At 70.0% G+C, this 23,306-nt stretch carries 21 protein-coding genes and 1 pseudogene; 7 read left to right on the top strand and 15 right to left on the bottom strand.

The genetic code is table 11. The annotated features are described in order from the left end of the window. Nucleotides 1-54: 54 nt before the first annotated feature. The gene (locus E1288_RS31985; RefSeq protein ID WP_132491896.1) at nt 55-1,221 is read right to left on the bottom strand and encodes an acyl-CoA dehydrogenase family protein; all 1,167 of its coding nucleotides are present in this window, start codon (nt 1,219-1,221) and stop codon (nt 55-57) included. A 351-nt stretch (nt 1,222-1,572) separates the two neighbouring features. On the opposite strand from E1288_RS31985, the gene E1288_RS31990 reads away from it, so the two are divergent. The 3 genes from E1288_RS31990 to E1288_RS32000 all read left to right on the top strand — a co-directional run bounded on the left by E1288_RS31990 (nt 1,573) and on the right by E1288_RS32000 (nt 5,419). After that, on the top strand, nt 1,573-2,916 hold the full coding sequence (locus E1288_RS31990) for an MFS transporter (protein WP_132491898.1): 1,344 nt from the start codon (nt 1,573-1,575) through the stop codon (nt 2,914-2,916). Between the two features lie 233 nt (nt 2,917-3,149). After that, complete coding sequence (locus E1288_RS31995) at nt 3,150-3,776, top strand: acyl-CoA-like ligand-binding transcription factor (RefSeq protein ID WP_132491900.1); 627 nt, start codon at nt 3,150-3,152, stop codon at nt 3,774-3,776. A gap of 80 nt (nt 3,777-3,856) precedes the next feature. After that, complete coding sequence (locus E1288_RS32000) at nt 3,857-5,419, top strand: FAD-dependent monooxygenase (RefSeq protein WP_132491949.1); 1,563 nt, start codon at nt 3,857-3,859, stop codon at nt 5,417-5,419. Here E1288_RS32000 and E1288_RS32005 read toward each other — a convergent pair. Then, nucleotides 5,403-6,068: a peptidylprolyl isomerase gene (locus E1288_RS32005; RefSeq protein ID WP_165968372.1), complete on the bottom strand. Its 666-nt coding sequence runs from the start codon at nt 6,066-6,068 to the stop codon at nt 5,403-5,405. The two genes, E1288_RS32000 and E1288_RS32005, sit on opposite strands and share 17 nt — an antisense overlap. 51 nt (nt 6,069-6,119) lie before the next feature. After that, nucleotides 6,120-6,833, bottom strand: a complete 714-nt coding sequence (locus E1288_RS32010) for a heparin lyase I family protein (RefSeq protein ID WP_132491902.1) — start codon at nt 6,831-6,833, stop codon at nt 6,120-6,122. Between the two features lie 450 nt (nt 6,834-7,283). On the opposite strand from E1288_RS32010, the pseudogene E1288_RS32015 reads away from it, so the two are divergent. Together E1288_RS32015 and E1288_RS32020 are read left to right on the top strand one after the other, a co-directional pair. After that, nucleotides 7,284-7,631, top strand: a pseudogene (locus E1288_RS32015) (transglycosylase family protein); the annotation flags it as partial. Between the two features lie 246 nt (nt 7,632-7,877). Then, nucleotides 7,878-8,867, top strand: a complete 990-nt coding sequence (locus E1288_RS32020; RefSeq protein ID WP_132491906.1) for an LLM class flavin-dependent oxidoreductase — start codon at nt 7,878-7,880, stop codon at nt 8,865-8,867. Here the strand turns inward: E1288_RS32020 and E1288_RS32025 are convergent, their stop codons facing one another. From E1288_RS32025 to E1288_RS32035, 3 genes are all read right to left on the bottom strand, one after another. Then, complete coding sequence (locus E1288_RS32025; RefSeq protein WP_132491908.1) at nt 8,868-9,656, bottom strand: ABC transporter permease; 789 nt, start codon at nt 9,654-9,656, stop codon at nt 8,868-8,870. It abuts the gene before it with no gap. After that, entirely contained in the window at nt 9,653-10,603 is a 951-nt protein-coding gene (locus E1288_RS32030) for an ATP-binding cassette domain-containing protein (protein ID WP_132491910.1), read from the bottom strand. The genes E1288_RS32025 and E1288_RS32030 overlap by 4 nt, the downstream gene beginning before the upstream one ends. Nucleotides 10,604-11,038: 435 nt before the next feature. Next, nucleotides 11,039-12,775 (bottom strand): GAF domain-containing sensor histidine kinase, encoded by a 1,737-nt coding sequence (locus tag E1288_RS32035; RefSeq protein WP_132491912.1) that lies wholly within the window; start codon nt 12,773-12,775, stop codon nt 11,039-11,041. Between the two features lie 116 nt (nt 12,776-12,891). Here E1288_RS32035 and E1288_RS32040 point away from each other — a divergent pair, with 116 nt between their 5' ends. Further along, nucleotides 12,892-13,890: an Acg family FMN-binding oxidoreductase gene (locus E1288_RS32040; RefSeq protein ID WP_132491914.1), complete on the top strand. Its 999-nt coding sequence runs from the start codon at nt 12,892-12,894 to the stop codon at nt 13,888-13,890. Nucleotides 13,891-13,896: 6 nt separating this feature from the next. Here the strand turns inward: E1288_RS32040 and E1288_RS32045 are convergent, their stop codons facing one another. From E1288_RS32045 to E1288_RS32065, 5 genes are all read right to left on the bottom strand, one after another. After that, nucleotides 13,897-14,562, bottom strand: coding sequence for a response regulator transcription factor (locus E1288_RS32045; protein ID WP_132491916.1), 666 nt, complete (start codon nt 14,560-14,562; stop codon nt 13,897-13,899). A 51-nt stretch (nt 14,563-14,613) separates the two neighbouring features. Continuing rightward, complete coding sequence (locus E1288_RS32050) at nt 14,614-15,006, bottom strand: FHA domain-containing protein (RefSeq protein ID WP_235883942.1); 393 nt, start codon at nt 15,004-15,006, stop codon at nt 14,614-14,616. A gap of 313 nt (nt 15,007-15,319) precedes the next feature. Beyond that, a complete protein-coding gene (locus E1288_RS32055; RefSeq protein ID WP_328592514.1) occupies nt 15,320-15,556 on the bottom strand; it encodes a hypothetical protein in 237 nt (78 codons plus the stop codon). Between the two features lie 40 nt (nt 15,557-15,596). Then, nucleotides 15,597-16,742: a serine hydrolase domain-containing protein gene (locus E1288_RS32060; protein WP_132491920.1), complete on the bottom strand. Its 1,146-nt coding sequence runs from the start codon at nt 16,740-16,742 to the stop codon at nt 15,597-15,599. A 102-nt stretch (nt 16,743-16,844) separates the two neighbouring features. Then, nucleotides 16,845-19,970: an ATP-binding protein gene (locus E1288_RS32065; protein ID WP_235883943.1), complete on the bottom strand. Its 3,126-nt coding sequence runs from the start codon at nt 19,968-19,970 to the stop codon at nt 16,845-16,847. 280 nt (nt 19,971-20,250) lie between these two features. On the opposite strand from E1288_RS32065, the gene E1288_RS32070 reads away from it, so the two are divergent. Next, nucleotides 20,251-21,444: a serine hydrolase domain-containing protein gene (locus E1288_RS32070; protein ID WP_207954672.1), complete on the top strand. Its 1,194-nt coding sequence runs from the start codon at nt 20,251-20,253 to the stop codon at nt 21,442-21,444. A 105-nt stretch (nt 21,445-21,549) separates the two neighbouring features. Here E1288_RS32070 and E1288_RS32075 read toward each other — a convergent pair whose 3' ends face one another. The 4 genes from E1288_RS32075 to E1288_RS32090 are packed head-to-tail and all read right to left on the bottom strand — an operon-like array spanning nt 21,550 to nt 23,115. Beyond that, complete coding sequence (locus E1288_RS32075; protein ID WP_132491922.1) at nt 21,550-22,140, bottom strand: hypothetical protein; 591 nt, start codon at nt 22,138-22,140, stop codon at nt 21,550-21,552. After that, a complete protein-coding gene (locus tag E1288_RS32080) occupies nt 22,137-22,514 on the bottom strand; it encodes a hypothetical protein (RefSeq protein ID WP_132491924.1) in 378 nt (125 codons plus the stop codon). The genes E1288_RS32075 and E1288_RS32080 overlap by 4 nt, the downstream gene beginning before the upstream one ends. After that, entirely contained in the window at nt 22,511-22,789 is a 279-nt protein-coding gene (locus tag E1288_RS32085) for a hypothetical protein (protein WP_132491926.1), read from the bottom strand. Before E1288_RS32085 ends, E1288_RS32080 begins: the two co-directional genes overlap by 4 nt. Continuing rightward, nucleotides 22,789-23,115 (bottom strand): YbaB/EbfC family nucleoid-associated protein, encoded by a 327-nt coding sequence (locus E1288_RS32090; protein ID WP_165968373.1) that lies wholly within the window; start codon nt 23,113-23,115, stop codon nt 22,789-22,791. Before E1288_RS32090 ends, E1288_RS32085 begins: the two co-directional genes overlap by 1 nt. Between the last annotated feature and the right edge of the window lie 191 nt (nt 23,116-23,306).

A 23,306-nucleotide genomic window follows, 5' to 3' on the forward strand; every position in this document is an offset into this window, starting at 1 on the left:
AGCGTCTGAGGTTCCGCTACCCGCACCGCCACGCAAATTGAGATTGGAAAAACCTCAGTAGGACTTGGGCAGGCCGAGGACGTGGTTGGACACGTAGTTCAGGACCATTTCCTGGCTGACCGGGGCGAGGCGGAGGATGCGCGACTCCCGGAAGTACCGCTCCACGTGGTACTCGCGGGCGTAGCCCATGCCGCCGTGGGTCTGGATCGCCTGGTCGGCCGCCTGGAAGCCGGCGTCGGCGCACAGCCACTTGGCCATGTTCGCCTCGCGCCCGCAGGACAGGCCCTGGTCGTAGCGCCACGCCGCGTTGCGGGCCATCAGCTCTGCCGCGTCGAGCCGGGTCGCCGCCTCGGCGAGCGGGAACGCGATGCCCTGGTTCTGGCCGATGGGCCGGTCGAAGACGACGCGTTCCTTCGCGTAGCGCACCGCGCGGTCGAGCGCGGCCCGGCCGATGCCCAGCGCCTCGTGGGCCAGCAGGATCCGCTCCGGGTTGAGTCCGTCGAGCAGGTACTTGAAGCCCTGGCCTTCGGCGCCGACGCGGGCGCTCTCGGGCACGAACAGGTCGTCGATGACGACCTCGTAGGAGGAGACCGCGTTGCGGCCCAGCTTGGGGATCGGGCTCAGGTGCACGTGCTCGGGGGCGATGTCGATGAGGAACAGCGACATCCCGTCGGTCGCGCGGTCGACCTCCTCGCGCCGGGTGGTGCGGGCGATCAGCACCATCTTCTGCGAGTCGCCCGCCTTGGTGATCCACACCTTGCGGCCGTTGATGACGTAGCCGCCGGGCACCGGCTTGGCGAACGTGGAGATCCGGGTCGTGTCGGTGCCCGCGTCGGGCTCGGTGACGCCGAAGCAGACGTGCAGCGAACCCTCGGCCGCCGCGGGGAGGACCTCCTTGCGCAGTTCCTCGCTGCCGTGCTTGACGATGGTGTTGAGGCCGAAGATCGTCAGGTGCATGGTGCTGCAGCCGTTCATCCCGGCGCCCGAGGCGGCCACCTCTTCCAGCAGCAGCGCCGCTTCGAGGATGCCGAGCCCGCCGCCGCCGTACTCCTCGGGGATGGCGATGCCCAGCCAGCCGCCCTCGGCGAAGGCGTTGTAGAAGTCCCACGGGAACTCATTGTTCGCGTCGCGCTCGGCCCAGTACTCGTCGGGGAAGCTGCGCGCCAGTTCGCGCGCGCCCGCCCGCAGGGACTGCTGGTCCGGGGTCAGTTCGAAGTGCATGGCGCTTTCCTTTCCGGCGTGCCTGGTGCCCGTACCAGCGGCGACACGTCGACCGACCCGGGCCGCGGACCGGCCACGCGATCGATCTGTTCCTAAATACGAACAAACAATCCAGCTATCGGGACACGATGATCGACAGACACCCGGTCTGTCAACCGCCGGATCGCGGCCCCGAAGCGCGCGAAGATCGACGAAAACCAGCGCAAACCAGGAATCGGCCGACTGTCCGCGGCGAACCGCTTGACAGTGACCCGGTTCACTTCCTAGATTCGCCGCAGTTCCTATATCCGAACAATCGCACATCGCGATCGACCACGCATCGACGACCACCCGTCAAGAGGGACCCAAGCAATGACGCTGCACAATGGCGCGACGGCACGCCCCGAGCCGTCCCCCCGCAAGGCCGTCGGACCCGCCGTAGTGATCGGATCCGCCCTCGAGTGGTTCGACTTCTACCTCTACGCCTCGATGGCCGCCCTGGTGTTCGGGCGCCTGTTCTTCCCGGCGAGCAACCCCACCACGGCCACCCTGGCGGCGATGGCGACCTTCGCGGTCGGCTTCCTCGCCCGCCCGTTCGGCGGCATCGTCTTCGGGATCCTCGGCGACAAGTACGGGCGCAAGATCGTGCTGTCGGCGACGTTCCTGCTGATGGGCATCTCCTCCGGGCTGATCGGCCTGCTGCCGACCTACTCCTCGGCGGGCATCGTCGCGCCGATCCTGCTGGTCGTCCTGCGCCTGCTGCAGGGCCTCGGCGCGGGCGCCGAGCTGGGCAGCGCGATCGCAGTGGCCTACGAGCACGCCGACAAGAAGTCGCGCGGCAGGCTGGGCTCGTGGCCGGCGCTGGGCGTCAACATCGGGCTGTTCGTCTCGTCGCTCACCGTGACGGTGCTGACGAGCTTCGGCAACGAGTTCCTCTACGACTGGGGCTGGCGCATCCCGTTCATCGCCAGCTTCCTGCTCGTCGCGCTCGGCTTCTGGGTGCGCCGCCAGATGCCCGAGACGCCGGAGTTCGAGAAGATCGCGCGCGACACCTCGGCCCGCAAGAAGGCCAAGCCGCTGCGCTCGCTGATCAAGTCGGACTGGCGCGGCCTGGCCGTGGTCATGGCGATCACCATCGGCTACAACGGCGTCAGCTACATCTTCAAGACGTTCTCGCTGTCCTACCTCAGCGAATTCCGCGACGTCGCGGCCAACGTCGGCGCGTTCGGCATCTCGCTGGCCAGCGCGTGCGCGATCCTCACCGTCCCCATCGCGGGCCGCATCTGCGACTCGGTGGGCGCCAAGAAGGTGATCATCACCGGCGCGATCGCCACGGCGGCGCTGGCGTTCCCGTTCTTCTGGCTGCTCGACTCGGGGCAGAGCCTCTACATCTGGATCGCGCTGATCCTCGCCACCGGTGTGGTGGTGCCCGCGATGCTGGCCGCGCAGGGCGCGTTCCTCTCCCAGCAGTTCCCCACCAAGGTGCGGGTGTCCGGCCTCGGCACCGGCCGGGAGGTCGGCGGGGCCTTCTCCGGCGGCCTCGCCCCGCTCGCAGCGCTGGCGCTGGTGACGGCGTCGCCCACGCACGCCACCTGGGGCGTCTCGCTGCTGTTCGTCGCCGGGGCGCTGTTCATCGGCGTGGGCGCGCTGTTCGACCAGACGAAGAGGGCCGAGGCGGCCGAACCCGCGCCCGCCGAGGAAGCCGTCCGATCCTGACCACCCTGGGCCTGCGGACCCGATCCGCAGTCCCAGGCCCCATCCGCCGCCCGGCACTTCGCCGGGCGGCGTTTTCGCGCGAAAACGGCGCCTGCCAGGCGTGCCGGATGACGGTTTCGCGCGAAAACGGCGCCTGCCAGGCGTGCCCGGCCGCGCCGTCTCGTGAACGCAGGGCCAATTTTTTCTGATCACGAATTTTTGCGCGGCCCGCAAAATTCCAGTAGCGTGGTGCCATGGATGCCGAGGAGCGCGAGCGGCCGGGCTTGCGGGAGCGCAAGAAGCAGGAGACCCGCCTCGCCCTGAGCTGGGCGGCCATCCGCCTCGCCGTGGAGCGGGGATTCGACAACGTGCGCGTCGAAGACATCGCCGCCGAGGTCGGCGTATCCCCGCGCACCTTCAACAACTACTTCGCGGGCAAGGGCGAGGCCATCGCCGCGCGACACCTGGAACGGGCCCGCCAGATCGCGGTGGAACTGCGCGCGCGGCCGGAATCCGAGCCGCTGTGGGAGGCCATCACCAACGCCGCGATGGCCCGCTTCGCGCTCGGGCAGGGCACCGGCGAGGACCAGCCGGACCGGCAGTGGGTCGACGGCGTTCGGCTGATGGTTTCCGAACCGGCGCTGCAGGGCGAGTTCGTCAGGGCCAACGCCACGGCCGAGGCCGAGCTCGCCGCCGCCATCGCCGAGCGCACCGGCACCGACCCGGCGCGTGACATCTACCCGCGGTTGGTGGCCGGCGCGGTCGGAGTCGCGATCACGGCATCCATCGAGCACTGGCTGAGCGCCGAAGAGCCCACCCCGATGGCTCCGGTGTTGCGCGACGCGTTCCAGCAGCTCGCCAACGGGCTGCCCGTCCCCTGACAACCCCACAACCGGACAACCCGGCGCCGCCGGGTCGATCAACCATGCCTTTTTCCGCCACAGCAAGGAGAAAAGTCGTGATCGCCGATGTCGTGATCGCGGGCGCCGGCCCGAACGGGCTGATGCTGGCCTGCGAGCTGAGCCTGGCCGGAACGAAGCCGCTGGTGCTCGAACGCCTCCCGGAGCGCGCGACCGCGCAGCGGGCCAACGGCCTGGTCGGGCAGGTGGTGCGGATGCTCGACCGCCGGGGCCTGCACCAGCGCTTCAGCGGGAGCTCCGAGCCGCCGCAGCCAGCTCCGGTGTTCGTGTTCGGCGCGATGCCGCTGGACCTGAGCGCCATCGAGGACAACCCGATGTACCTGATGCAGGTGCCGCAACGCCGCATCGAGCAGGTCCTGGAAGAACGCGCCGTCGAGCTCGGCGTGGAAATCCGCTGGGGGCACGAACTCGTCGGACTGACCCAGGACGACGATGCGGTCGCCATCGACGTCGCCGGGCCGGACGGCCACTACCGGCTGCGCGCCCGCTACCTGGTCGGCGCAGACGGCGGGCACAGCCCGACGCGCAAGCTCTCCGGCATCGGTTTCTCCGGCGTCACCAAGGAGAACGTCGTTTCGCGCCTGGCGCACGTCAGCATTCCGAGCTCGCTGGTCGATCCGGCGACGGGCGGCCTGGACGTCCCCGGCTACGGCGTCATCCCGCCGTTCATGCACCACCGCACCGAGCGAGGAGTGCTGGCGTACGCACCTTTCCTCGACGGCCGAACGGCCGTGTCCACAATGGAGTGGAGCTCGGCTGAGACGGACGAAACCGCGCTGACGCTGGACGAACTGCGCGCGAGCGCACGCCGGGTGCTCGGGGTGGACCTGCCGCTTGAGCCGCCGGAAGGCGACGGCCCGCACCTCACGCGCCGGTTGACGGGCGGCAACACCCGGCTGGCGGACCGGTACCGGGACCGGCGGGTGCTGCTGGTCGGCGATGCCGCCCACGTGCATTCGGCGATCGGCGGCCCCGGCCTGAACCTGGGCCTGCAGGACACCGCGAACCTGGGCTGGAAGCTCGCCGCCGAGCTGCGGGGCTGGGCGCCACCCGGCTTGCTGGACAGCTACGAGGCCGAGCGGCGGCCGGTGGCCCGGCGAGTGGTCATGCACACCCAGGCCCAGTCGGCGCTGCTCGCGCCCGGTGGCGAGACCACCGCGCTGCGGGAGCTCTTCGGCGAGCTCCTCCACGAGCCGCGCAACATCAAGCACATCGCGGACATGATGGCGGGCGCGGACACCCGCTACGAGATGGGAACCTCCGCCACGCACCCGCTGATCGGCCGGTGGGCGCCCGACCTGGTGCTCGACACCGGGACCGGCAGCGTCCGGCTCGCCGAGCTGACCGCGAACGCCCGGCCGCTCCTGCTGGACATGACCGAAGGCGCCGGGCTGTCCGAAGACCTCGCCGGCTGGAGCGACCGGGTGGAGGTGGTCAGCGGCCGCTCCGGGACTTCGCAGACCGCGATGCTGCTGCGGCCGGACGGCTACGTCGCCTGGGCGTCGAGTTCGGCGCAACCGGACGCCCAGGAGCGACGCAGCCTCCGCGAGGCCCTGACCACGTGGTTCGGCCCCGGCACGGCCGGTGTCAGCGGCGGATCTTGATGTTCTCGATCTCCACCGGCAGGGCCGGTTCGCCGTCCTGGTCGCCGCCTTCGCCCGGGATGATGCCGCCCGCGACGATCTCGTCGAGCACGTCCATGCCCTCCACGACCCGGCCCAGCACCGTGTACGCGGGCTTGATGTTGGCGTGCGAGTGCACGATGAAGAACTGGCTGCCGTTGGTGTCCGGCCCCTGGTTGCCCATCGCGATGGTGCCGCGCGGGTAGGTCTCGGCGCCGGTGACCTCGTCGGCGAAGCGGTAGCCCGGGCCGCCCTTCTCCACCGAGTAGATGTCGCCGCACTGCAGCACGCCGAGCCGCGCCGAGTTGGTCAGCCGCCAGCAGCGGGAGTCGTCGTAGAAGTCCTTGCGGGCCAGGTGCACGAGGTTGTGCACCGCGCACGGCGCGTTCACGCGGTCGAGCTCGACGACCACGTCGCCGTGGTTGGTCCGGATCGTGGCGCGGACCGTGCCCTCGTTCTTGGCCGCGGGATGCGGCGGCCGGACCGGTCGCGCGGCCGGGTTCTCCGGCGTCGGGATGTACTCGCACATCGTGCGCGGACTCGACCACTGCTGCGGCTGGGCCTCCGCAGCGCCCATCGTGACCGTGGTGAGCATGATGCCGAGCACCCCGGCTAACCAACGCATTTTCATGCGAAGAACCTAGCCAGCCGCGCGACCGGTAGATACCGACGAAAGCAGCAGTCAGGGCGCGACGTCGGCGTAGTCGGTGCCGACCTTGAGCGCATCGATCTCGTTGACCACGTCGTCGCCCTCGGCCCCGTAGACGCCCCACTTCGGGTGGTTCTCGCTGTCGAAGGTGCGGCACGCCCAGCGCTTCGAGCCGTCGCTGAAGGTCTGCTGCTCGCCGTTGAACCAGAACTCGACCCAGCCGCCGGTGGTCTCGTCGGACAGGTGCAGGCCGAGGACGATGCTGTGCCACTCCCCCGCCGCGATCGGGTGCTCCCAGATGATGCGCGTCTCGTCCGGTTGGCGTTGCAGCAGCGAGAGCTTGCCGTCGATCACCTTGAGGACGACCGGGTAGTTCTGGATGTGGCTGCCGTAGGACTTCCACTGGAAGGTGGCGTTGTTGTCGACGGTGCTGGAGAGCTTGCTGCGCCAGCCGAGGTAGTAGGTGGAGCCGTTCTCGAAGTCGTGCTCCTTGCCGTCGATGGCGATGCCGCGACTCTCGCACCGCCTGCTCTCGGCGGGCTTGTCGTAGCGCCACACCGCGCCGTGCTCCGGATCGTCGACGGCCGTGACGCTGCCCGGCGCGGCGCATTCCGAGCCGATGTGGGCGAACACTCCCTTGCCGTGCGCGGCGTCGCCGTCCCAGATGGCCGCGGCTGCTGCCGGGGGCGCGGAAGCCACGACGAGCGCCGCCGCCAACAGGGCCACGGCGGGAAATCTCCCGACCATGATCGTTCCCTTCCGGCGGCGGAAGGCCAGATCTACCGGATGCCGGCGGCCGGCGTCCAGGGGCGTCACCCGAACCGCCGGACGCCCACGCCGGCCCGATGTAACCCACATGAGTGAATGTCAGACTGAACATCACTAACTGTAGTCAGCAGATATTTCTTCATTCACCAGCACGAACGCCAGATCATCGGGATCTTGTGGCGCTTCCCGCTGCGGTGACTGCGGGATCCAGGGGTTGGCCCACCAGTACCGACTACGTAGCGTGTCCGCCAGTCGGATCCCCGAACCGACGCGGAAGCTCGCAGCGCCGAACCCTGCCCCGCGCGGCTTCCCACCCCCGAACGAACGACTGGGCAGGGGCGAGCACCCCGAACCGGGTTCCGGCGGCGCCCCCGCACGCCCGCCCGCGGCACGAACGTGCCCGCTCGCAGGCGCAGCAGGAGACCGCCCATGACGCGTACCCCGAAACGCACCGCCGCCCGCACCGCCGCCCGAGTGGCGCTCGCCGGCCTGATCGCCGCCGCTCCCCTGGCCACGGCCATCCCCGCCAGCGCCGCCTCGGCGTCCACTTGGGACGCCGTGGCGAAGTGCGAGAGCTCCGGCAACTGGAAGGCCAACACCGGCAACGGCTACTACGGCGGCCTGCAGTTCACCCAGTCCACCTGGGCCGCGTTCGGCGGCAAGACCTACGCCCCCAAGGCCTCCCAAGCGACCCGCGAACAGCAGATCGCGGTCGCCGAGAAGGTCCTCAAGAAGCAGGGCCCGAAGGCCTGGCCCGTGTGCTCCAAGAAGGCCGGCCTCACCCGCTGACCTCCGGCGTGGATCTCCAGGTGGTAGGAGCGAACGGCCTGTTCACCTCGCCCATCGAGGCGAACGGGCCGTTCACCTCACACCGCCGGTGAGGATGCGCACCGCGCAAGGCGTGACGAGCCCCACGGCCCTGCGGCGCGATCGCGGAATAACCGGGGCGGCTGTTCCGTTATCCCTGCCGCGCGGGGCGACTGCCTCGCGCCTGTCGCACGCGATTGAAAGGCTGATGCCGCCGTGGCCGTTGCCCTCTCCATTCTCGATCTGGCACACATCGGCCCTGGCGAGACGGCCGCCGACAGCTTCACCGCCAGCGTCGACCTGGCGCAACGCGCCGAATCGCTGGGCTACCGGCGGATCTGGTACGCCGAGCACCACAACATGTCGTCGATCGCGTCGTCGGCCACCAGCGTGCTGATCGGCCACGTGGCCGCGCACACCAAGACCATCCGGCTCGGCGCCGGCGGCGTGATGCTGCCCAACCACGCGCCGCTGACCATCGCCGAGCAGTTCGGCACTCTCGAAACGCTGTTCCCGGGGCGGATCGACCTCGGCCTCGGCCGGGCCCCGGGCAGCGACCAGAAGACGATGCGTGCGCTGCGCCGCGACCCGTCCTCGGCCGAGGCGTTCCCGCAGGACGTGCTGGAACTGCAGGGATACCTGTCGGGCGAGACCCGGATCCCCGGGATCAACGCGACGCCGGGCGCGGGGACCAACGTGCCGCTGTACATCCTCGGCTCCTCCCTGTTCGGCGCCAGGCTCGCGGCGCTGCTCGGCCTGCCCTATTCGTTCGCTTCGCACTTCGCGCCCGACGCGCTGGAGGCCGCCGTTTCGCTGTACCGGCAGGAGTTCCAGCCGTCCGCGCAGCTCGCCGAGCCGTACGTGATCGCCGGGGTCAACGTGATCGCGGCGGACACCACCGACGAGGCCGAGGAGCACTTCCAGGCGGCGAAGCGCTACCGGGTGGCCCGAATGCTCGGCCAGGGCAGGGAATTCACCCCGGAGGAGGCGGACGCCATCCTCGCTTCCCCGGCCGGACAGCAGGTCCTGCAGATGGCCAAGTACACGGCGGTCGGCACGCCCGCCGAGGTCGACGACTACCTGGACGGGTTCGCCGAGCGGTCCCAGGCCGACGAGCTGATCGTCGTGTCCGCGGCGCCCGACCGCGGTGCCTGGCGCCGCTCGCTCGAACTCCTCGCCGACGTCCGCGGCCTGGTCCCGGCCTGATCAGCGGGTGGGTTCGCGTCGGAACGCCGCCCGTGCCCACAGGTAGCCGGCGAGCGCGATCGCGACCGACCAGGCGACGGCGAGCACCGCGTTCGCGCCGACCGGGGTGCCCATCAGCAGTCCGCGCACCGTCTCGATGACCGGGGTGAAGGGCTGGTGCTCGGCGAACCAGCGCAACCCGGCCGGCATCGAGTCGGTGGGCACGAACGCGCTGCCGAGGAACGGCAGGAACGTCAACGGCAGGCCGACGTTGCTCGCCGTCTCGGCGCTCCGGGCGACCAAGCCCATCGCGACCGACACCCAGGTGAGCGCGAGCGCCAGCAGCGCGAGCAGGCCGAGGGCGCCGAGCCACGCCAGCGGTCCGCCGGTGGGCCGGAAACCCAGCAGCAGCGCGACGAGCACGACCAGCACGACGCTGATCATCGTCTGGATCACGCTGCCGACCACGTGCCCGGTCAGCACCGACGACCGGGAGATCGCCATGGTGCGGAACCGGTTGATGATGCCCTCGGTCATGTCCACGCAGACCGACACCGCCGCCGCCACTGACCCGGACGTCGCGGCCATCAGGATGATCCCGGGCGCGACGTAGTCGATATACCCGGCGCCCCCTGCCGCGGCCCCGAGCCCGGCGCCCAGCACGCCGCCGAGGACGTAGACGAACAGCAGCATCATCACGATCGGCATGCCGATCACCGACAACGACATGCCCGGATAGCGCAGCGCGTGCAGCAGGTTCCGGCGCAGCATCGTCATCGAATCGCTCGCGGCGTGGGAAAGGGTGCTCATCGAAGCGGCTCCTTCTCGTTGCCGGGGCGGCCGGTGAGGGCGAGGAAGACGTCGTCGAGGTCGGGGGTGTGCACGGACAGCGCGTCGGGCTTGATCGACTCGGCGTCGAGGCGGTCCAGCAGGCCGCGCAGCGCCGGAATGCTGCCGTCGTTGGGGATCTGCAGGGTGAGCGCTTCGTCGTCGCGGGCGACGTCGCGGAAGTTCCGGGCCGCCGTGGCGAGCTCGGCGGCACCGGCGAAGCGCAGGCTGACGTGGCCGCCCGGGACCCGGCGCTTGAGTTCTGCCGCGGTGCCTTCGGCGACCAGCCGCCCGTGGTCGAGCACGGCGATCCGGTCGGCGAGCTGGTCCGCCTCCTCCAGGTACTGCGTGTTCAGGAAGATCGTGACGCCGCCGGCCACCAGGTCGCGGATGATCTGCCACATGGTCCGGCGGCTGCGCGGGTCCAGCCCGGTGGTCGGCTCGTCGAGGAAGATGACGCGCGGATCGCCGACCAGCGTCATCGCGAGGTCGAGCCGCCGCCGCATGCCGCCGGAGTAGGTCACGACCGGCTTCCGGCCCGCCTCGACCAGGTCGAACCGCTCCAGCAGCTCCGCGGCCCGCCGCCGGCCGACGGGGCGGCGCAGGTGGTGCAGGTCGGCCATCAGGAGCAGGTTCTCCTCGGCGGTGAGCAGGTTGTCGACCGCCGAGAACTGGCCGGTGACGCCGATCGCGGCGCGCACCGCGTCAGGATCGTCGGCGAGGTCGTGCCCGGCGACGCGGATGTGCCCGGCGTCGGCGCGAATGAGCGTGGACAGGATCTGCACGGTGGTGGTCTTGCCCGCGCCGTTGGGGCCCAGCAGCGAGTAGATGCTGCCCTGCGGGATGTCCAGGTCGATGCCGTCGAGCACGACCTTGTCCCCGAACGACTTCCGCAGCCCGCGGACCGCGATGGCGGATCGCCCAGCCATGCCCCCTCCTTTCGTCGTAGCAACTCGATGGCATCATTATGGCACCATTATGATGCCAACACAAGCCACGTTGGCCCGCTTCGCTGCCACGAGTACCCGACGAAGGCGCATAAGAGCAGATGAACCCGCAGCTCAGGTTGCCCGAAAAGGAAGTTCCGAAGTTGCCCAAGGGGTCTTTTCAGAATGGCGCGGGCACGCGTGAGACGTGACCGCCCGGGGCGGCGATTTCGCGCGAAAGCGGCGCCCTGCGTGGGGGCGGGTTGGCGATTTCGCGCGAAATCGCCGCCGGAGTCAGGCACCGGAGCCTTCGGGATGAGCCAGGCGGAGGTGTTCTGGAATGAGTCCTGAACTCGGGCGCCAACGCCAGACGAAGATCACGCACCAACCGATGGCACAGACTGAGCCACTGTGGCACACCCGAACCGCGGACTGCGATCAGCGCAGGGGGGCGCTCCAGCGCACGCTGGTTCCGCCCCTCGGCAGCGGCTGAACCGTGCACTGCCCGCCCAGCTGGTCCGCGCGCTCCGCGAGGTTGCGCAGGCCGCTGGGCGTGACGTCGTCCGGGATGCCGATGCCGTTGTCGGTCACCTCGATCGACAGGGTGTCGTCCAGGGCGATCGCGACCGACAGCTCCGATGCCCGCGCATGCCGGATCGTGTTGCTCACCGCCTCCAGCACGACCGCTTCGGCGTTCTCGGCCAGCTTCGGCGGCAGCACGTCGAGCGGGCCCGCCATCCGCACGGTGATGCGGATCGGGCTGTCGCCGACCACGTCGGTGACGACGCGCTGCACCCGCGCCCGGAACCGCAGCGCGCTCTCGCCGGTGGCGTGCAGGTCGAAGATGCTGGCGCGGAGGTCCTGGATCACCTCGTGCAGCTGGTCGATGTGCTCGGTCAGCCGGGCGGCCACGATCGGCATCTTCGCGCGGCGCTGCGTGCCCTGCATCGCCATGCCGATGGCGAACAACCGCTGGATGACGTGGTCGTGCAGGTCGCGCGCGATGCGGTCGCGGTCGGCCAGCACGTCGAGCTCCCGGCGGGCGGCCTGCGCTTCGGCGCGCTGCAGGGCCAGCGCCGCCTGGTCGGCGAACGAGGACACCACCTGCAGCTGGTTCTCGTCGAACCACGGCGCCCCGGTCTCGCGCGCGGTGAGCAGCACGCCGGACGTGGTCTCGTCGGCCCGCATCGGAACCGCGAGCGCGGCACCGAACTGCACGGCATTGCCCTCGGTGATGTCGAAGGCGAGGTTCGAGACGTTGCGCGGCAGCCGCTCCCGGAACACCTGCCCGGTGGTGGAACCGCTGACCGGGATCGTCCGGTGCGCCAGGTTCTCGATGTCCAGCCCGACGGACACGGTGATGACGAGGTCGGTCACGTCCGCCGCGTCCTCGCCGGCGGCGGGCACCGCGATGAGGGCGTAGTCGGCGGCGGTGAGCTCCGCCGCCCGCTCGGCGATCATCTGCAGCGCGTCGATGGGATCGGTGCCCGCCAGCAGTTCCGCGGTGATCTCGCCGGTGGCGTCCAGCCAGCGCTCCCGGCGGCGGACTTCCTCGAACAGCCGGGCGTTGTCCACCGCGATGCCCGCCGCGCCGGCCAGCGCCTGCATGACGACCTCGTCGTCCTCGGTGAACTCCCCACCGCCGCGCTTCTCCGTCAGGTACAGCCGCCCGAACGTCTCCTGCCGGGCGCGGATCGGCACGCCGAGGAAGCCGCGCATCGGCGGGTGGTGCGCCGGGAACCCGATTGAGGCCGGGTGGGCGGAGATGTCGGTCAGCCGCAGCGGCTTGTCCGCCTCGATGACCACGCCGAGCACGCCGTGCCCCGTGGGCAGCGAGCCGATGCGCTCCCGCGTCGGCTCGTCGATGCCCTCGTACACGAACTGCGACAGCTCCCCGCCGGGTCCCAGCACGCCGATGGCGCCGTAGCGGGCGTCGACCAGCTCCATGGCGGCGTGCACGATGCGCCGCAGCGCCGCGTCGAGTTCTAGTTCCGAAGAGATCGCGAGCACCGCCGCCAGCAGGCCGTCCATCCGGTCGCGCAGCCCGATGATCTCCTCGATGCGCACCTGGACCTGGTTCAACAGCTCCCTCAGCCGCAACCGGGAGAACGTGTCCGCGACCGACCTCGACGGGTCCTGCGGCTCGCCGGGTTTCGGCGCGTCCGCCCTGCTCACGCGTCTACTGTGGCACGTCCGACCGATTCGCACCGGGTGCCAGTGGTGACGATCGACTCTGGTTTCGCCGCGCCCGCCACCGGCACGCTGGCAGCAGGCGACCGGAGGGAGACCCGATGAACACGCCGATCGGCGCAGTGGGGTGCCTGACCGTCGACCAGGTCCGCGAGGTGCTGATCGAGGCCACTTCCGCACCATCGCTGCACAACAGCCAGCCCTGGCGATTCCACTGCACGGCCGACGCCATCGCGTTGCACGCGGACCGGTCGCGCGCCGTGCCGGTGGCCGACCCCGAGGACCGCGAGCTCCTGCTCGCCTGCGGCGCGGCGCTGCTGAACCTGCGGCTGGCGATCCGGGCGGCCGGCGTGCAGCCGGACGTGAACGTGCTGCCGCACCGCTGCGCATCGGATCTGCTCGCGATCGTCCGCCCGGCCAGGCGACGCCCGGCGACTCCCACCGACGTCGAGCTCGCGGCTGCGATCCCGCGGCGCCGCACCAACCGCAAGCCGTTCCTGCCCACCCTGGTCCCGATGTCGCTGCACAGCCAGCTGCGGCAGGCTGCGGAGGCGGAGCGGGCGTGGCTGGCGATCCCGGAGCGCGAACAGCTGCCGAAGCTGCAGGCGCTGGCCCAGCAGGCGCACGACGCGCAGCTCGCGGATGCGGAGTTCGTGGCGGAGCTGCGGCACTGGACCGGCCGCGGCCCGGAGACGCCCGACGGGGTGCCCGCGAGCAGCAGCGGCCCGATCCCGGAGCCGCAGGACGAATGGGTGCTGCGCGATTACAGCAGCGGGCAGGCGAACTCCCGGGTGGCCGGCAAGGACTTCGAGCCCGAGCCGCTGATCTGCGTGCTCGGCTCGTTCCAGGACGGGGTGTCCGCGCAGCTGCACGCCGGGATGGCGATGCAGCGCGTGCTGCTGGCCGCCACCGCCGCCGGGTTGTCGAGCTCGTTCCTCTCCCAGATCGTCGAGGTGCCCACCACCCGCAAGGAGCTGCGCGAACTCATCGGCGGTGGCCTGTGGCCGCAGGCCGTGCTGCGCATCGGCTACGGATCGCCGGTGCCCGCGACGCCGCGACGCTCCCTGGACGACGTGGTCGACGCGCCCGCCCGCAGCTGACGGGCCTCAGGCCCGCTTCGGCCGGTGGTGCAGCTGGGTGGCCAGGACCGCCGCCTGGGTCCGGCGCTGCAGGCCCAGCTTGGACAGCAGCCGGGACACGTAGTTCTTGACCGTCTTCTCCGCCAGGTACATCCGGTCGGCGATCTGCCGGTTGGTCAGTCCCTGGCGGATGAGGTCGAGCAGGATGCGCTCCTGGGGCGTCAGGTCGGGCAGCGCCGCGGCGCTGTCCAGCTTGGCGCGCAGCTTGTTCACCAGCTCCGCGGTGCCCTGTTCGCCGAGCAGCGACCGGCCCGATCCGACCGTGCGCACCGCCGACGCCAGCTCCATCCCCTTGATGTTCTTGACCACGTAGCCGGCGGCGCCGGCCAGCATCGCGTCCAGCATGGCCTGCTCGTCCGAGAACGAGGTCAGCATCAGGCAGTTCAGCCCGGGCAGCCGGGACCGCAGCTCCCGGCAGAGCTCGATGCCGTTGCCGTCCGGGAGCCGCACGTCGAGCACGGCCACGTCCGGCCGCAGGGCGGGGATGCGGGCCTCCGCCTCGCCGGCCGTGGCGGCCTGGCCCACGACTTCGAGGTCTGGCTCGGCGCTGAGCAGGTCGGCCAGTCCGACCCGCACCACCTCGTGGTCGTCGACCAGGAACACCGTCGTCTTGCCGGACCGGGTGTCATCCACCCGTCCAGGCTACGAGCGCACCCGGGTCGCTGCCCGGTGCTCTTCGCCGGCTCAGGCGTCGGTGCGGAAGGTGAAGCGGACCTTGCCGACCCAGATCTCGTCGCCGTCGGCCAGCACGGCGGCCTCCACCGGCAGCCGGTTGAGGTAGGTGCCGTTGAGCGAGCCGCCGTCGATGAGCACCCACCGGCCGCCCTCCTCGCGCAGCTCGGCGTGCACGTGCGAGACGGTGACGTCGTCGACCACGATGTCGCAGTCACGGCCGCGCCCGATCGTGGTGCGCGGCATGCCGATCGTGAACCCGGTGCCCGCGTCGGGCCCGCGGCTGATCACGAGCCGCGCGCGCCCGCTCTGCGCCTCGGGCGCGCGTGGCGCCGGCACCTGCTGCCCCGCCGTGGCGGGGACCGACCAAAACCGCGTCGGCTCGTCGATCCGAATGTCGTTCATCATCAACCTCCTCGCGAGCAAGCGAAAACGCCGCGGCGGGCGACGTTGTCCGGGTGCGGCGACCAAAGCCAGCATGCCCGGACCCGGCCGCCGCTCGCCAGGACCTTCGTCCTCACTTTCGAAGCCCGGCCCCCGGGCCGCCGGCGTCTCGGTCAAATGGTTCGCGCCAAGATCACCCGATGCCGTACCGTGCTCCGGTCGCTTGCCGGCGCAACGGCGGGAGAGCGGCACCGGTTTGGGCCGACGAGCGCTTCAGAGCCGTCGCCGAGGCGTTTTCGCGGAACCTCACCGGATTTCCCGAAGGCGAAGCAGCTCATCGGGTGGGTTCGCGGTTGTAGAGCTTCTTCGCCCACAGGTAGCCGCCCAGAGCGATCACGGCGCACCAGCCGATGGCGAGGATCGCGCTGTTGCCGATCGGGGTGCCCATCAGCAGCCCGCGCAGGGCCTCGATGAACGGGGTGAACGGCTGGTGCTCGGCGTAGACGAACAGCAGCAGGAAGATCGCCGGAACCCCGGCGGCCGTCAGGGTGAGCGTCGGACAACGCAGCATGTGCCGCAGCTGGCGGCGGGCAATCGCAGCGATAACGGCGCTATTGAGTCACGAGGAAGGGAGAGCCGAACGCCGCCTCGGCGATCTGGTAGCAGGCCATGTACCAGTTCCAGTCGCCGTTGACGTGCATGGAGACGATGAGCTCACCGTCGGAAGTGCCCAGGGTGACGCAGGCGGTACCTCCCGTCATGCCGGACAGGACGTGCGCCAGGCGGCCGTCGGCCAGCGGCCATTGCGACACCCCGAGGCCATACCGGGCATTGGGGATCCAGTCCGTGGTGAGGCCCGTTGTCCACATCGCACGATGCTGCGCGGGCGGCAGTAGGGAGCCGGTTATCAGCGCTTCCGCGACCCGGAGCAGGTCGCCGGTGGTCGAGACGACGCAACCGGCGGCCCCCTCGAAGTAGGTCCGGTCGGTGATGTCGAGCGGATCGCCATCGGTTCCCTCCAGGAGGGACGTGTAGTTCTCGGCCGTGAGGGTGTCCGGATCGACATCGTCCCTGACGAACAGTCCCTTCGAATACGCCTTGCAGTGCTGCCCCCGGAACTGCCACTCGTCCAAGGTCTGCGCGTAGGTGTTGGTCAGCCCGAGCGGTTGGATGACCGTCCGGTCGATTTCGTCCACATAGGTGCGACCGGTCGCCTTCTCGATGATCGCGCCGGCGATCTGGAAACCGCCATTCGAATAAGCGAAGCCCTCGCCCGGCGCGAACACCGGCGGAATGGACAGCTGGAGCCGCAGCAACTCGTCGACGGTCCAGACGTAGAACCGGTTCTCGGCGAACCCGGACCGAGTGTGGTACCTGCGCACGATCTCGGGGCTCAGGCCGGTCATCCCCAGGCCGCTGGTGTTGGAGAGCAGCTGCCTGATGGTCATGCTGCTGCCGTCGTTGCCGTTACCGCGGACCACGCCGGGCAACCATTTGTCCACCGTGTCATCAAGACTCAGGCTTCCCTCGGCCTCCAACGTCAACAGCGCGGCGGCGGTGAACGCCTTGCTGATGCTGCCGGTGTGGAACCGGTCCCCGGGATCGCGGCGGCGGCCGGTCTCCAGGTCCGCCACACCGGCCGAACCGAACCAGGTGCCGTTCTCGTCCTGGATTTCGGCGACGGCGCCGGGGGCGCTGCCCTCGGCCACCACCCGTTCCAGCGCCTCCTGCACCTTCTCGTGCCTGCTGCCTGCCATGTCGATGCCTTTCCGATCGGGATGGTCACGGGTTGCTTCCGTGTGCCGACCACGATGTCCGGGCGTGCTGACAGGGGTCTGAAAGCGGGCTGACGGCAGGTGTCAGAGCGCGCGGAGCCGGCCAAGCGCCTCGGCTCGCGGCATCCCGGCTCCCCGGTCGAACGCCTGCGCGTAGGCCGTTGCGCCGAGCCGTGCGGTGAGATCGTCGGTCAGCTCGCGCAGCTCCGGATCGCCCCGGTCGAACGTCCCGCGAATGACCTGGCTCATGCCGAGCGCGGTCGCCGCCCCGGCCGCGTCCCCCTCCTGCGCCAGCAACCGGGCGAGCAGTTCCGCGCCCGGTGCCGCCAGATCTCGCACGGCCGATTCCGCCACCGCCGCCACCCAGGGCAGCAGCTCCCTCGCCGTCGCAGGCTGCCCGGTGTCGAGCCGGTCGGCCATCCGGACTGGGGTGATGAGCATCGCGGCGGCCTGCTCGGCACTGGGCTGACCGTGAGCGACCGACTCCACGTGGTGGAGCGTCTGCTCGGCGCGGTCCGGTTCGCCCGCGCGGCGGTGCAGGTTGGCCAGGCCCACCAGTGGCTCGATCCGCAGGTGCGGCTGGCCGCGCTCGACCGCCTGCCGCAGGGCGGTGTCCAACTCCCGCCGAGCCCCGTCCAGGTCGCCCGCGCGCAATCGCTGGGCCGCCAGCTGGGCCCGGTACGAGACCTCCTCCGCCCAGCCGACCTCGGCCGCGAGCGTGACGCACCGCTCCAGGGCGGCGATCGCCTGATCGTGCTCTCCCTGAAGTGCGTGGTCCTGCGCCACCCTGGCCAGGATGAACGCCAGGCCGAGCCGCTCGCCCACCTCCTCGAACCCGCGCTGCGCCCGTGCCCGCTCCGCAGCCGCGCCCGACCAGTCACCCTGGTCGTTCCGGAAGACCGACCGCGCCCAGGCCGCGATGGCCGCCACCCCTCGGTCCGGATGATCTTCGGCCCCGTGCAGCAGGCGCTCGGCCAGCTCGACGTGTCCCATGAAGTAGGCCATCGGGGCCGTCACCATCAACAACATCGGGTGGTGCTCCAGCGCGCCGGTGCTGATGCAGTCCTCGATGACCGAGCGCACCCGCTCGGGGTTGATGGTCGTTCCATCGCTCCTGTTCAGCTGGTACAGCGCGGTGAGGGCGGCCCGGCTGTGGCCGGGGAGGGCATCGCCGAAGCGGAGCACCTCGGCCACGAATCCCTCCGCCCGGGCGTCGAAGCGCAACGTTTGCCAGTACCACACCAGCGAGCCGACCAGCCGCGCCGCCGTGTCCGCGACGCCGTCGTTGATGGCCGCACGCAACGCGGACAGCAGGTTGTCGTACTCGGCGTCGAACCACCGCAATGAGGCGAGCTGCTCCCGGGACCGCAGGCGAGGCTCGTGCTCCTCGGCCAACGCCAGGAAATACCGCATGAACCGATCGGAGAAGGGTTTCCGCTCGCCCAGCCGCTCGCTCGCGTACGCGCGGATGGTCTCCAGCATCCGGTACCGCTGCCCGTCCCACTGCACCAGGGACTTCTCCACCAGCGAACCGAGCACGTAGACGACGTCGTCGGCGGGCAGCGTCCCGTCCGCGCAGATGGCCTCCAGGGCGGGCACCGTCGCCCCGCCGGGAAAGATCGAGAGCCGTCCGGCAAGCACCCGCTCCTGCTCGGTCAGCAGCTCCCAGCTCCACTCGACCACCGCGAGCAGCGTCCGGTGCCGCGGCAACGCCGTCCGGCTGCCCGAGGTGAGCAGCCGGAACCGGTCATCTAGCCGGTGCGCGATCTGCTCGGCGGTCATCGAGCGCAGCCGGGCAGCGGCCAGTTCCAGGGCCAGCGGCAGGCCGTCCAGCCGTCGGCACACATCGACGACCAACCCCACCGTCGACTCATCCAGCGCGAAGCCGGGCCGTACGGCCTGAGCCCGATCGACGAATAGCCGCACCGCGGCTGAGTCACCCGCCGTGGCGGTCCCCGTCGGCAGTTCCAGCGGGCCGAGCCGGCACAGCGACTCGCCGGTGATCGCCAGCGGTTCCCGGCTGGTGGCCAGGATCGTCAATCGCGGCAGCCGTTCCAGAAGCCGGTCGACGAACTCCGCGGCGGCGGCCACCAGGTGCTCGCAGTTGTCCAGCACCAGCATCGCCGGCTCGGGGCCGATCAGCTCCACCAGTTGGTCGAGCATCCCCTGCCGTCCCCCGCCGAGACGCGCGCCGGCGGCACTGAGCACTCCCAGCACGGCCCCGGCGACCTGGTCCACCGCACCGGCCAGCGGCGCGAACCACACCCGGCCCTGATCGTGGGCCGGGTGCCGGGTCGCCATCTCGATGGCCAGCCGGGTCTTCCCCACGCCGCCCGGTCCGACGATCGTCACCAGTCGGGTGGCCGCGAGTTGCCCGGCGAGCAAACCCAGCTCCGCGTCCCGCCCGGTGAAGCTGGTGAGCTGCGCGGGCAGCCGGCCGGGCACGAGTTTCGGGCGCGCCACCAGCGGGTCGAGTTCGCCGCGCAGCATGGCCAGGTGGATCTGCCGCAGTTCGGGCCCGGGATCGACACCGAGATGCTCGGCGAGTGCGCCGCGAACCTTCTCGTACGCGGCGAGCGCCTCCGACTGCTGCCCCGCCTCGTGAAGCGCGCGAATCCGCAGCGCGGCCAGCCGCTCCCGCAATGGATGTTCCCCGGCCGACGCCTCCAACTCGGCCAGCACCTCGCCGTGACGTCCCAGACCCAACGCCGCCTCGAAGCGATCCTCGGCGGCCGCCAGCCTCATCTCCGCCAGCCGCGCGGTCGCCGCGCGGACGAACGGTGCGTCCGGCAGGTCGCTCAGCGCCGGGCCGGTCCACAAGCCCAACGCCGTGCCGAGGCTGGTGATGGCGGCGGCAGGGTGGTCGGCGGCCAGTTCCCGGCGGCCCCGCGCGGCCAGCTCCTCGAACCGCGATGCGTCCACGTCGGCCCTGAGCAGGTAACCCCCGCTCGTCAGCTCCACCGCCGCAGTGCCCACGACCTTGCGCAACCGCGATACCAGCGCCTGCAAGGTATTGGCCGGGTCCGCGAGCGAATCCGCACCCCACAGGTCGTCGATCAGCATCTCGGCGGGCACCAGCCGACCGCGGGCCAGTGCCAGCCGGGCCAGCAGGAGGCGGACCCGGGCACCGGGGATGCCGATCGGCGATCCACCGACGTAGGCCCGAATCGGCCCCAGCACCGCCACCCGGATCGCGCCACCTTCGCTCACCCGCCCATTGATACCGCCCGGCCTGGCGGCTGTGCGAGCACCGGGTGAGTTCGGGAGGGGAAGAACGTTGGTGGCTTCGGCCGTTCGCGAAGGTCGAACATGCCGCCGGTCCGGTCGAAAGCCGCCCGCTGGATCCTCCGCAACCGGGACCGAGAGGTGTCGTCGGTCAACGGGTTCTACCGGTCGACCGTCCGAAGCGGACATATCCACCGCTCGTCCTCGCTTTCCCAACCCAGCGCCTGTCGGCGGCTCGGTAAATGGTTCGCGCCAAGATCACCCGATGCCATACCGTGCTCCGGTCGCATGCCTGCGGCACCAGGACGAGAGGATGGCAGCGGTGGAGCACAACGGCTGGGCCGACGAGCGCTTCGGAGCCGTCGCCGACGCGTTTTCGCGGAACTTCACCGAATTTCCCGAACTCGGCGCGGCGGTCACGGTGTTCGTCGGCGGGCGCAAGGTGGCGGAGCTGTGGGGCGGGGTCGCCGACGAGCGCACCGGCCGGCCGTGGGCGCAGGACACCGCCGTGCCGGTGTTCTCCTGCGCGAAGGGGATCGTGAGCCTCTGCGCGCACCTCCTCGCGCAGGAAGGGCGCCTCGATCTCGACGCCCCGGTGGCGCGGTACTGGCCGGAGTTCGCGCGGCACGGCAAGGAGGCCATCACCTGCCGCATGGTCCTCGGGCACCGGGCGGGCATCCCGGCGCTGGACGACGAGCTCGCCTTCGACGAGATCGCGGCCTGGAAACCGGTGATCGGCGCCATCGAGGAACTGCGGCCGCTGTGGGAGCCGGGAACGGCGTACGAGTACCACGGCCACGTGTTCGGCTTCCTCATCGGCGAGGTCATCCGCCGCATCACCGGCCTCACCCCGGGCGCGTACTTCCGCCAGGCGGTGGGCGACCCGCTCGGCCTGCGGGCCTGGATCGGCCTGCCCGCCGAAGAGTTCGACGACCGTGCACGGCTCGTGGAGGCCGAAGGACGCCCCGAGATGCCGGGACCCGAGCACCTGCTCACCCGCATCGTGACGATGAACGGCGCACTGGTCTTCCCCGGCGTCGACGTACCGCACGGCTGGAACGACCCGGCATTGCTGGGCATGGAGCTGCCCGGCGCGGGCGCGACGGCGTCGGCGAGCGGCCTCGCCGGCCTGTACGCGGCGGCGGTGACCGGCATCGACGGCGGCCGGCGGCTGCTCACACCGGCCACCGTGGCGGACGCGGTCCGAGAGGTGTCCTCCGGCCAGGGCTGGCTGGGCTTCGACGCCGGAACGCGCTGGGGCTCGGGCTTCCTGCTCGACTCGCCGTCCTTCCGCCCGATGCTGGGGGAAACCAGCTTCGGCAACGACGGAGCGGGCGGCCAGTTCGCATTCGGCGACGAAGAATCCGGAGTGGGCTTCGCCTACGTGGCCAACAGAATGATCGGCCACGGAGACGCCAGGGCCAACAACCTCATCGAAGCCCTCCGCAAGTCCCTCTGACGCCTGATCAATCTGCATTGACCATCAATTCCGGCCAAAAAGAACGCCTCGATCACGGGCAGCTGATCTCGGGCGACCGCGACCACAGTTGTATCCGCTGTGGCCTCAAGCCTTGGCCGTGTTGGCGCCAACCTCTCGCGCGAGGACGGCCGCCTGTTCGACGGCCTGGGCCTGGGGAATCGGGCCCGTGTTGCCCGCCGCATCCACGTCCCTTCCGGTGAAAAGCATCTTCAGGTTTAGGTTTCCGACGACGATGATGTACTCGACACCATCACTCGTCGTACTTCGAACCGCGTACTCACCGACGCCCAACACGCGCTCAAACCGATTCGACGAACTCCTGCTGAGCCGGTCGAGTTCTTCCAGCGCACCGTCGGCGCCGGATCTGGAGTCCGTGCTTCGGTGCAGGCTGACGTGCAGAGACAGCTTTCGTTCCAGTGCGCGAGCACCTTCGGACCCCAGATCCCGATACGTCCACAAGCAGTAGCCGCCGGTTTCGACCGCTATCGCGCCGGTCTGGTAACGCTCCCCGATCACTTGTATCGCCGTCTGCGGGGAAACCAGATCGCAGATCTGCGGGAGCGCCTTGAACCGGTCGTTCTCCGGGTCCAGGCCGGGGTTTCCAGCGCATCCTGCCACGAGCGCACCGAGCAGCACCGCTACCGCCGTCCACCGCAGCAGGGACGAGATCTTCATTTCGGCCTGACCTTCCAATCTCTGGCGTCCGCAGCGGCTTCGGGCAGCGGTTCTGGGATCTTCAAATCCGCGGCAACCTGCGCAATCGTCACTCCAGACCGCCTGAAGTCGGCCATCAACTGGAGCACCCTTTCGGCCGTCGACGTCAGCTGGCGAACGAAGTTCGCCAGCGCTTGGAGCACTTCGTCGGCAACGCCGAAGAGCTCGCCGATCTTGTTGAGGAGCCCGCCGGTCACGGCGATGATCTCGGCCGCGGTGTTCCCGATCAGAAGGATGGCGATCTTGTACGCCTCGGTGATGTGATCCCTCATGTCCAGCAACTTGTTGCTGAACTGGTCGAACAGGACTGCCGTGTCCTGCATGACCTTCGTCACGTGATCGAGGTAGACGAGGTACGCCTCGGAAGCGGGGCCCGTCCAACTGCTCGCAATTGCTCCCCAAGCGCGTTCTCCGTGGTGTAGCGGAGTTTGTCGTGCACCAGCGTGATGTCGAGGAGTTCTCCGTACCCGCTCACGACCACCGTCCCGAGATCGCCGCCGATCGGCTCTGTCACGGTCTCGGTTGCCAGGAACCGACTCGCGGCCTTCGCCGCGTCGGTCCGCTGCTGGATCTCGACGAGCAGGTTCTCGATCTCGTACATCGATGCCATCACTGCTCGCCCGCCAAGCCAGGAGCCACCTTCTTGAACGCCTGCACGGCGGCTTCGGACGCCAGGCAACGAGCTCTCCCGATGGCGTCCGCGATTTCCTCGGCCAGCAACTCCGGGTAGATGCCTCTGAGCGCACCGTCCTGGATCCCGACCTTCGTCACGGTTCCATCGCCCAGGCACGTCACGACCACTCGCCCAGAACCGGAACGCCCGCAGAAGCGATGTCGCGCGTGCTCCCGCCGTGCCCGCTTTATGGCGTTGGCCTGACGCTCCAAGGAGTCTGCTGCCCGGTGCAGCGCCTCGAGATCGACTCGTCGCGACTCCACGACTCTCCCCAGAATTCCCGATGAATTGCAGCGAACGCATTACCGCATTCTGGAGGCTATCGATTTTTGGTCACAGATCGGACCACCACAGGAATCAGTTTTACATTTCACTCGAACAGTTTAGTCCGAATAGTGTCAATTACGCCCGATGGAATAACAGTTTGGTGCGGCCGGTGCACCGAGGTCACCCG

Source organism: Saccharopolyspora elongata (assembly GCF_004348985.1).
GTDB lineage: Bacteria > Actinomycetota > Actinomycetes > Mycobacteriales > Pseudonocardiaceae > Saccharopolyspora > Saccharopolyspora elongata.

Coding starts and splice junctions, on each gene's coding strand:
- E1288_RS31985 (WP_132491896.1), bottom strand. CDS start 1,221: ATGCACTTCGAACTGACCCCGGACCAGCAGTCCCTGCGGGCGGGCGCG.
- E1288_RS31990 (WP_132491898.1), top strand. CDS start 1,573: ATGACGCTGCACAATGGCGCGACGGCACGCCCCGAGCCGTCCCCCCGC.
- E1288_RS31995 (WP_132491900.1), top strand. CDS start 3,150: ATGGATGCCGAGGAGCGCGAGCGGCCGGGCTTGCGGGAGCGCAAGAAG.
- E1288_RS32005 (WP_165968372.1), bottom strand. CDS start 6,068: ATGAAAATGCGTTGGTTAGCCGGGGTGCTCGGCATCATGCTCACCACG.
- E1288_RS32010 (WP_132491902.1), bottom strand. CDS start 6,833: ATGGTCGGGAGATTTCCCGCCGTGGCCCTGTTGGCGGCGGCGCTCGTC.
- E1288_RS32025 (WP_132491908.1), bottom strand. CDS start 9,656: ATGAGCACCCTTTCCCACGCCGCGAGCGATTCGATGACGATGCTGCGC.
- E1288_RS32030 (WP_132491910.1), bottom strand. CDS start 10,603: ATGGCTGGGCGATCCGCCATCGCGGTCCGCGGGCTGCGGAAGTCGTTC.
- E1288_RS32040 (WP_132491914.1), top strand. CDS start 12,892: ATGAACACGCCGATCGGCGCAGTGGGGTGCCTGACCGTCGACCAGGTC.
- E1288_RS32050 (WP_235883942.1), bottom strand. CDS start 15,006: ATGAACGACATTCGGATCGACGAGCCGACGCGGTTTTGGTCGGTCCCC.
- E1288_RS32055 (WP_328592514.1), bottom strand. CDS start 15,556: ATGCTGCGTTGTCCGACGCTCACCCTGACGGCCGCCGGGGTTCCGGCG.
- E1288_RS32060 (WP_132491920.1), bottom strand. CDS start 16,742: ATGGCAGGCAGCAGGCACGAGAAGGTGCAGGAGGCGCTGGAACGGGTG.
- E1288_RS32070 (WP_207954672.1), top strand. CDS start 20,251: ATGCCATACCGTGCTCCGGTCGCATGCCTGCGGCACCAGGACGAGAGG.
- E1288_RS32075 (WP_132491922.1), bottom strand. CDS start 22,140: ATGAAGATCTCGTCCCTGCTGCGGTGGACGGCGGTAGCGGTGCTGCTC.
- E1288_RS32085 (WP_132491926.1), bottom strand. CDS start 22,789: ATGGCATCGATGTACGAGATCGAGAACCTGCTCGTCGAGATCCAGCAG.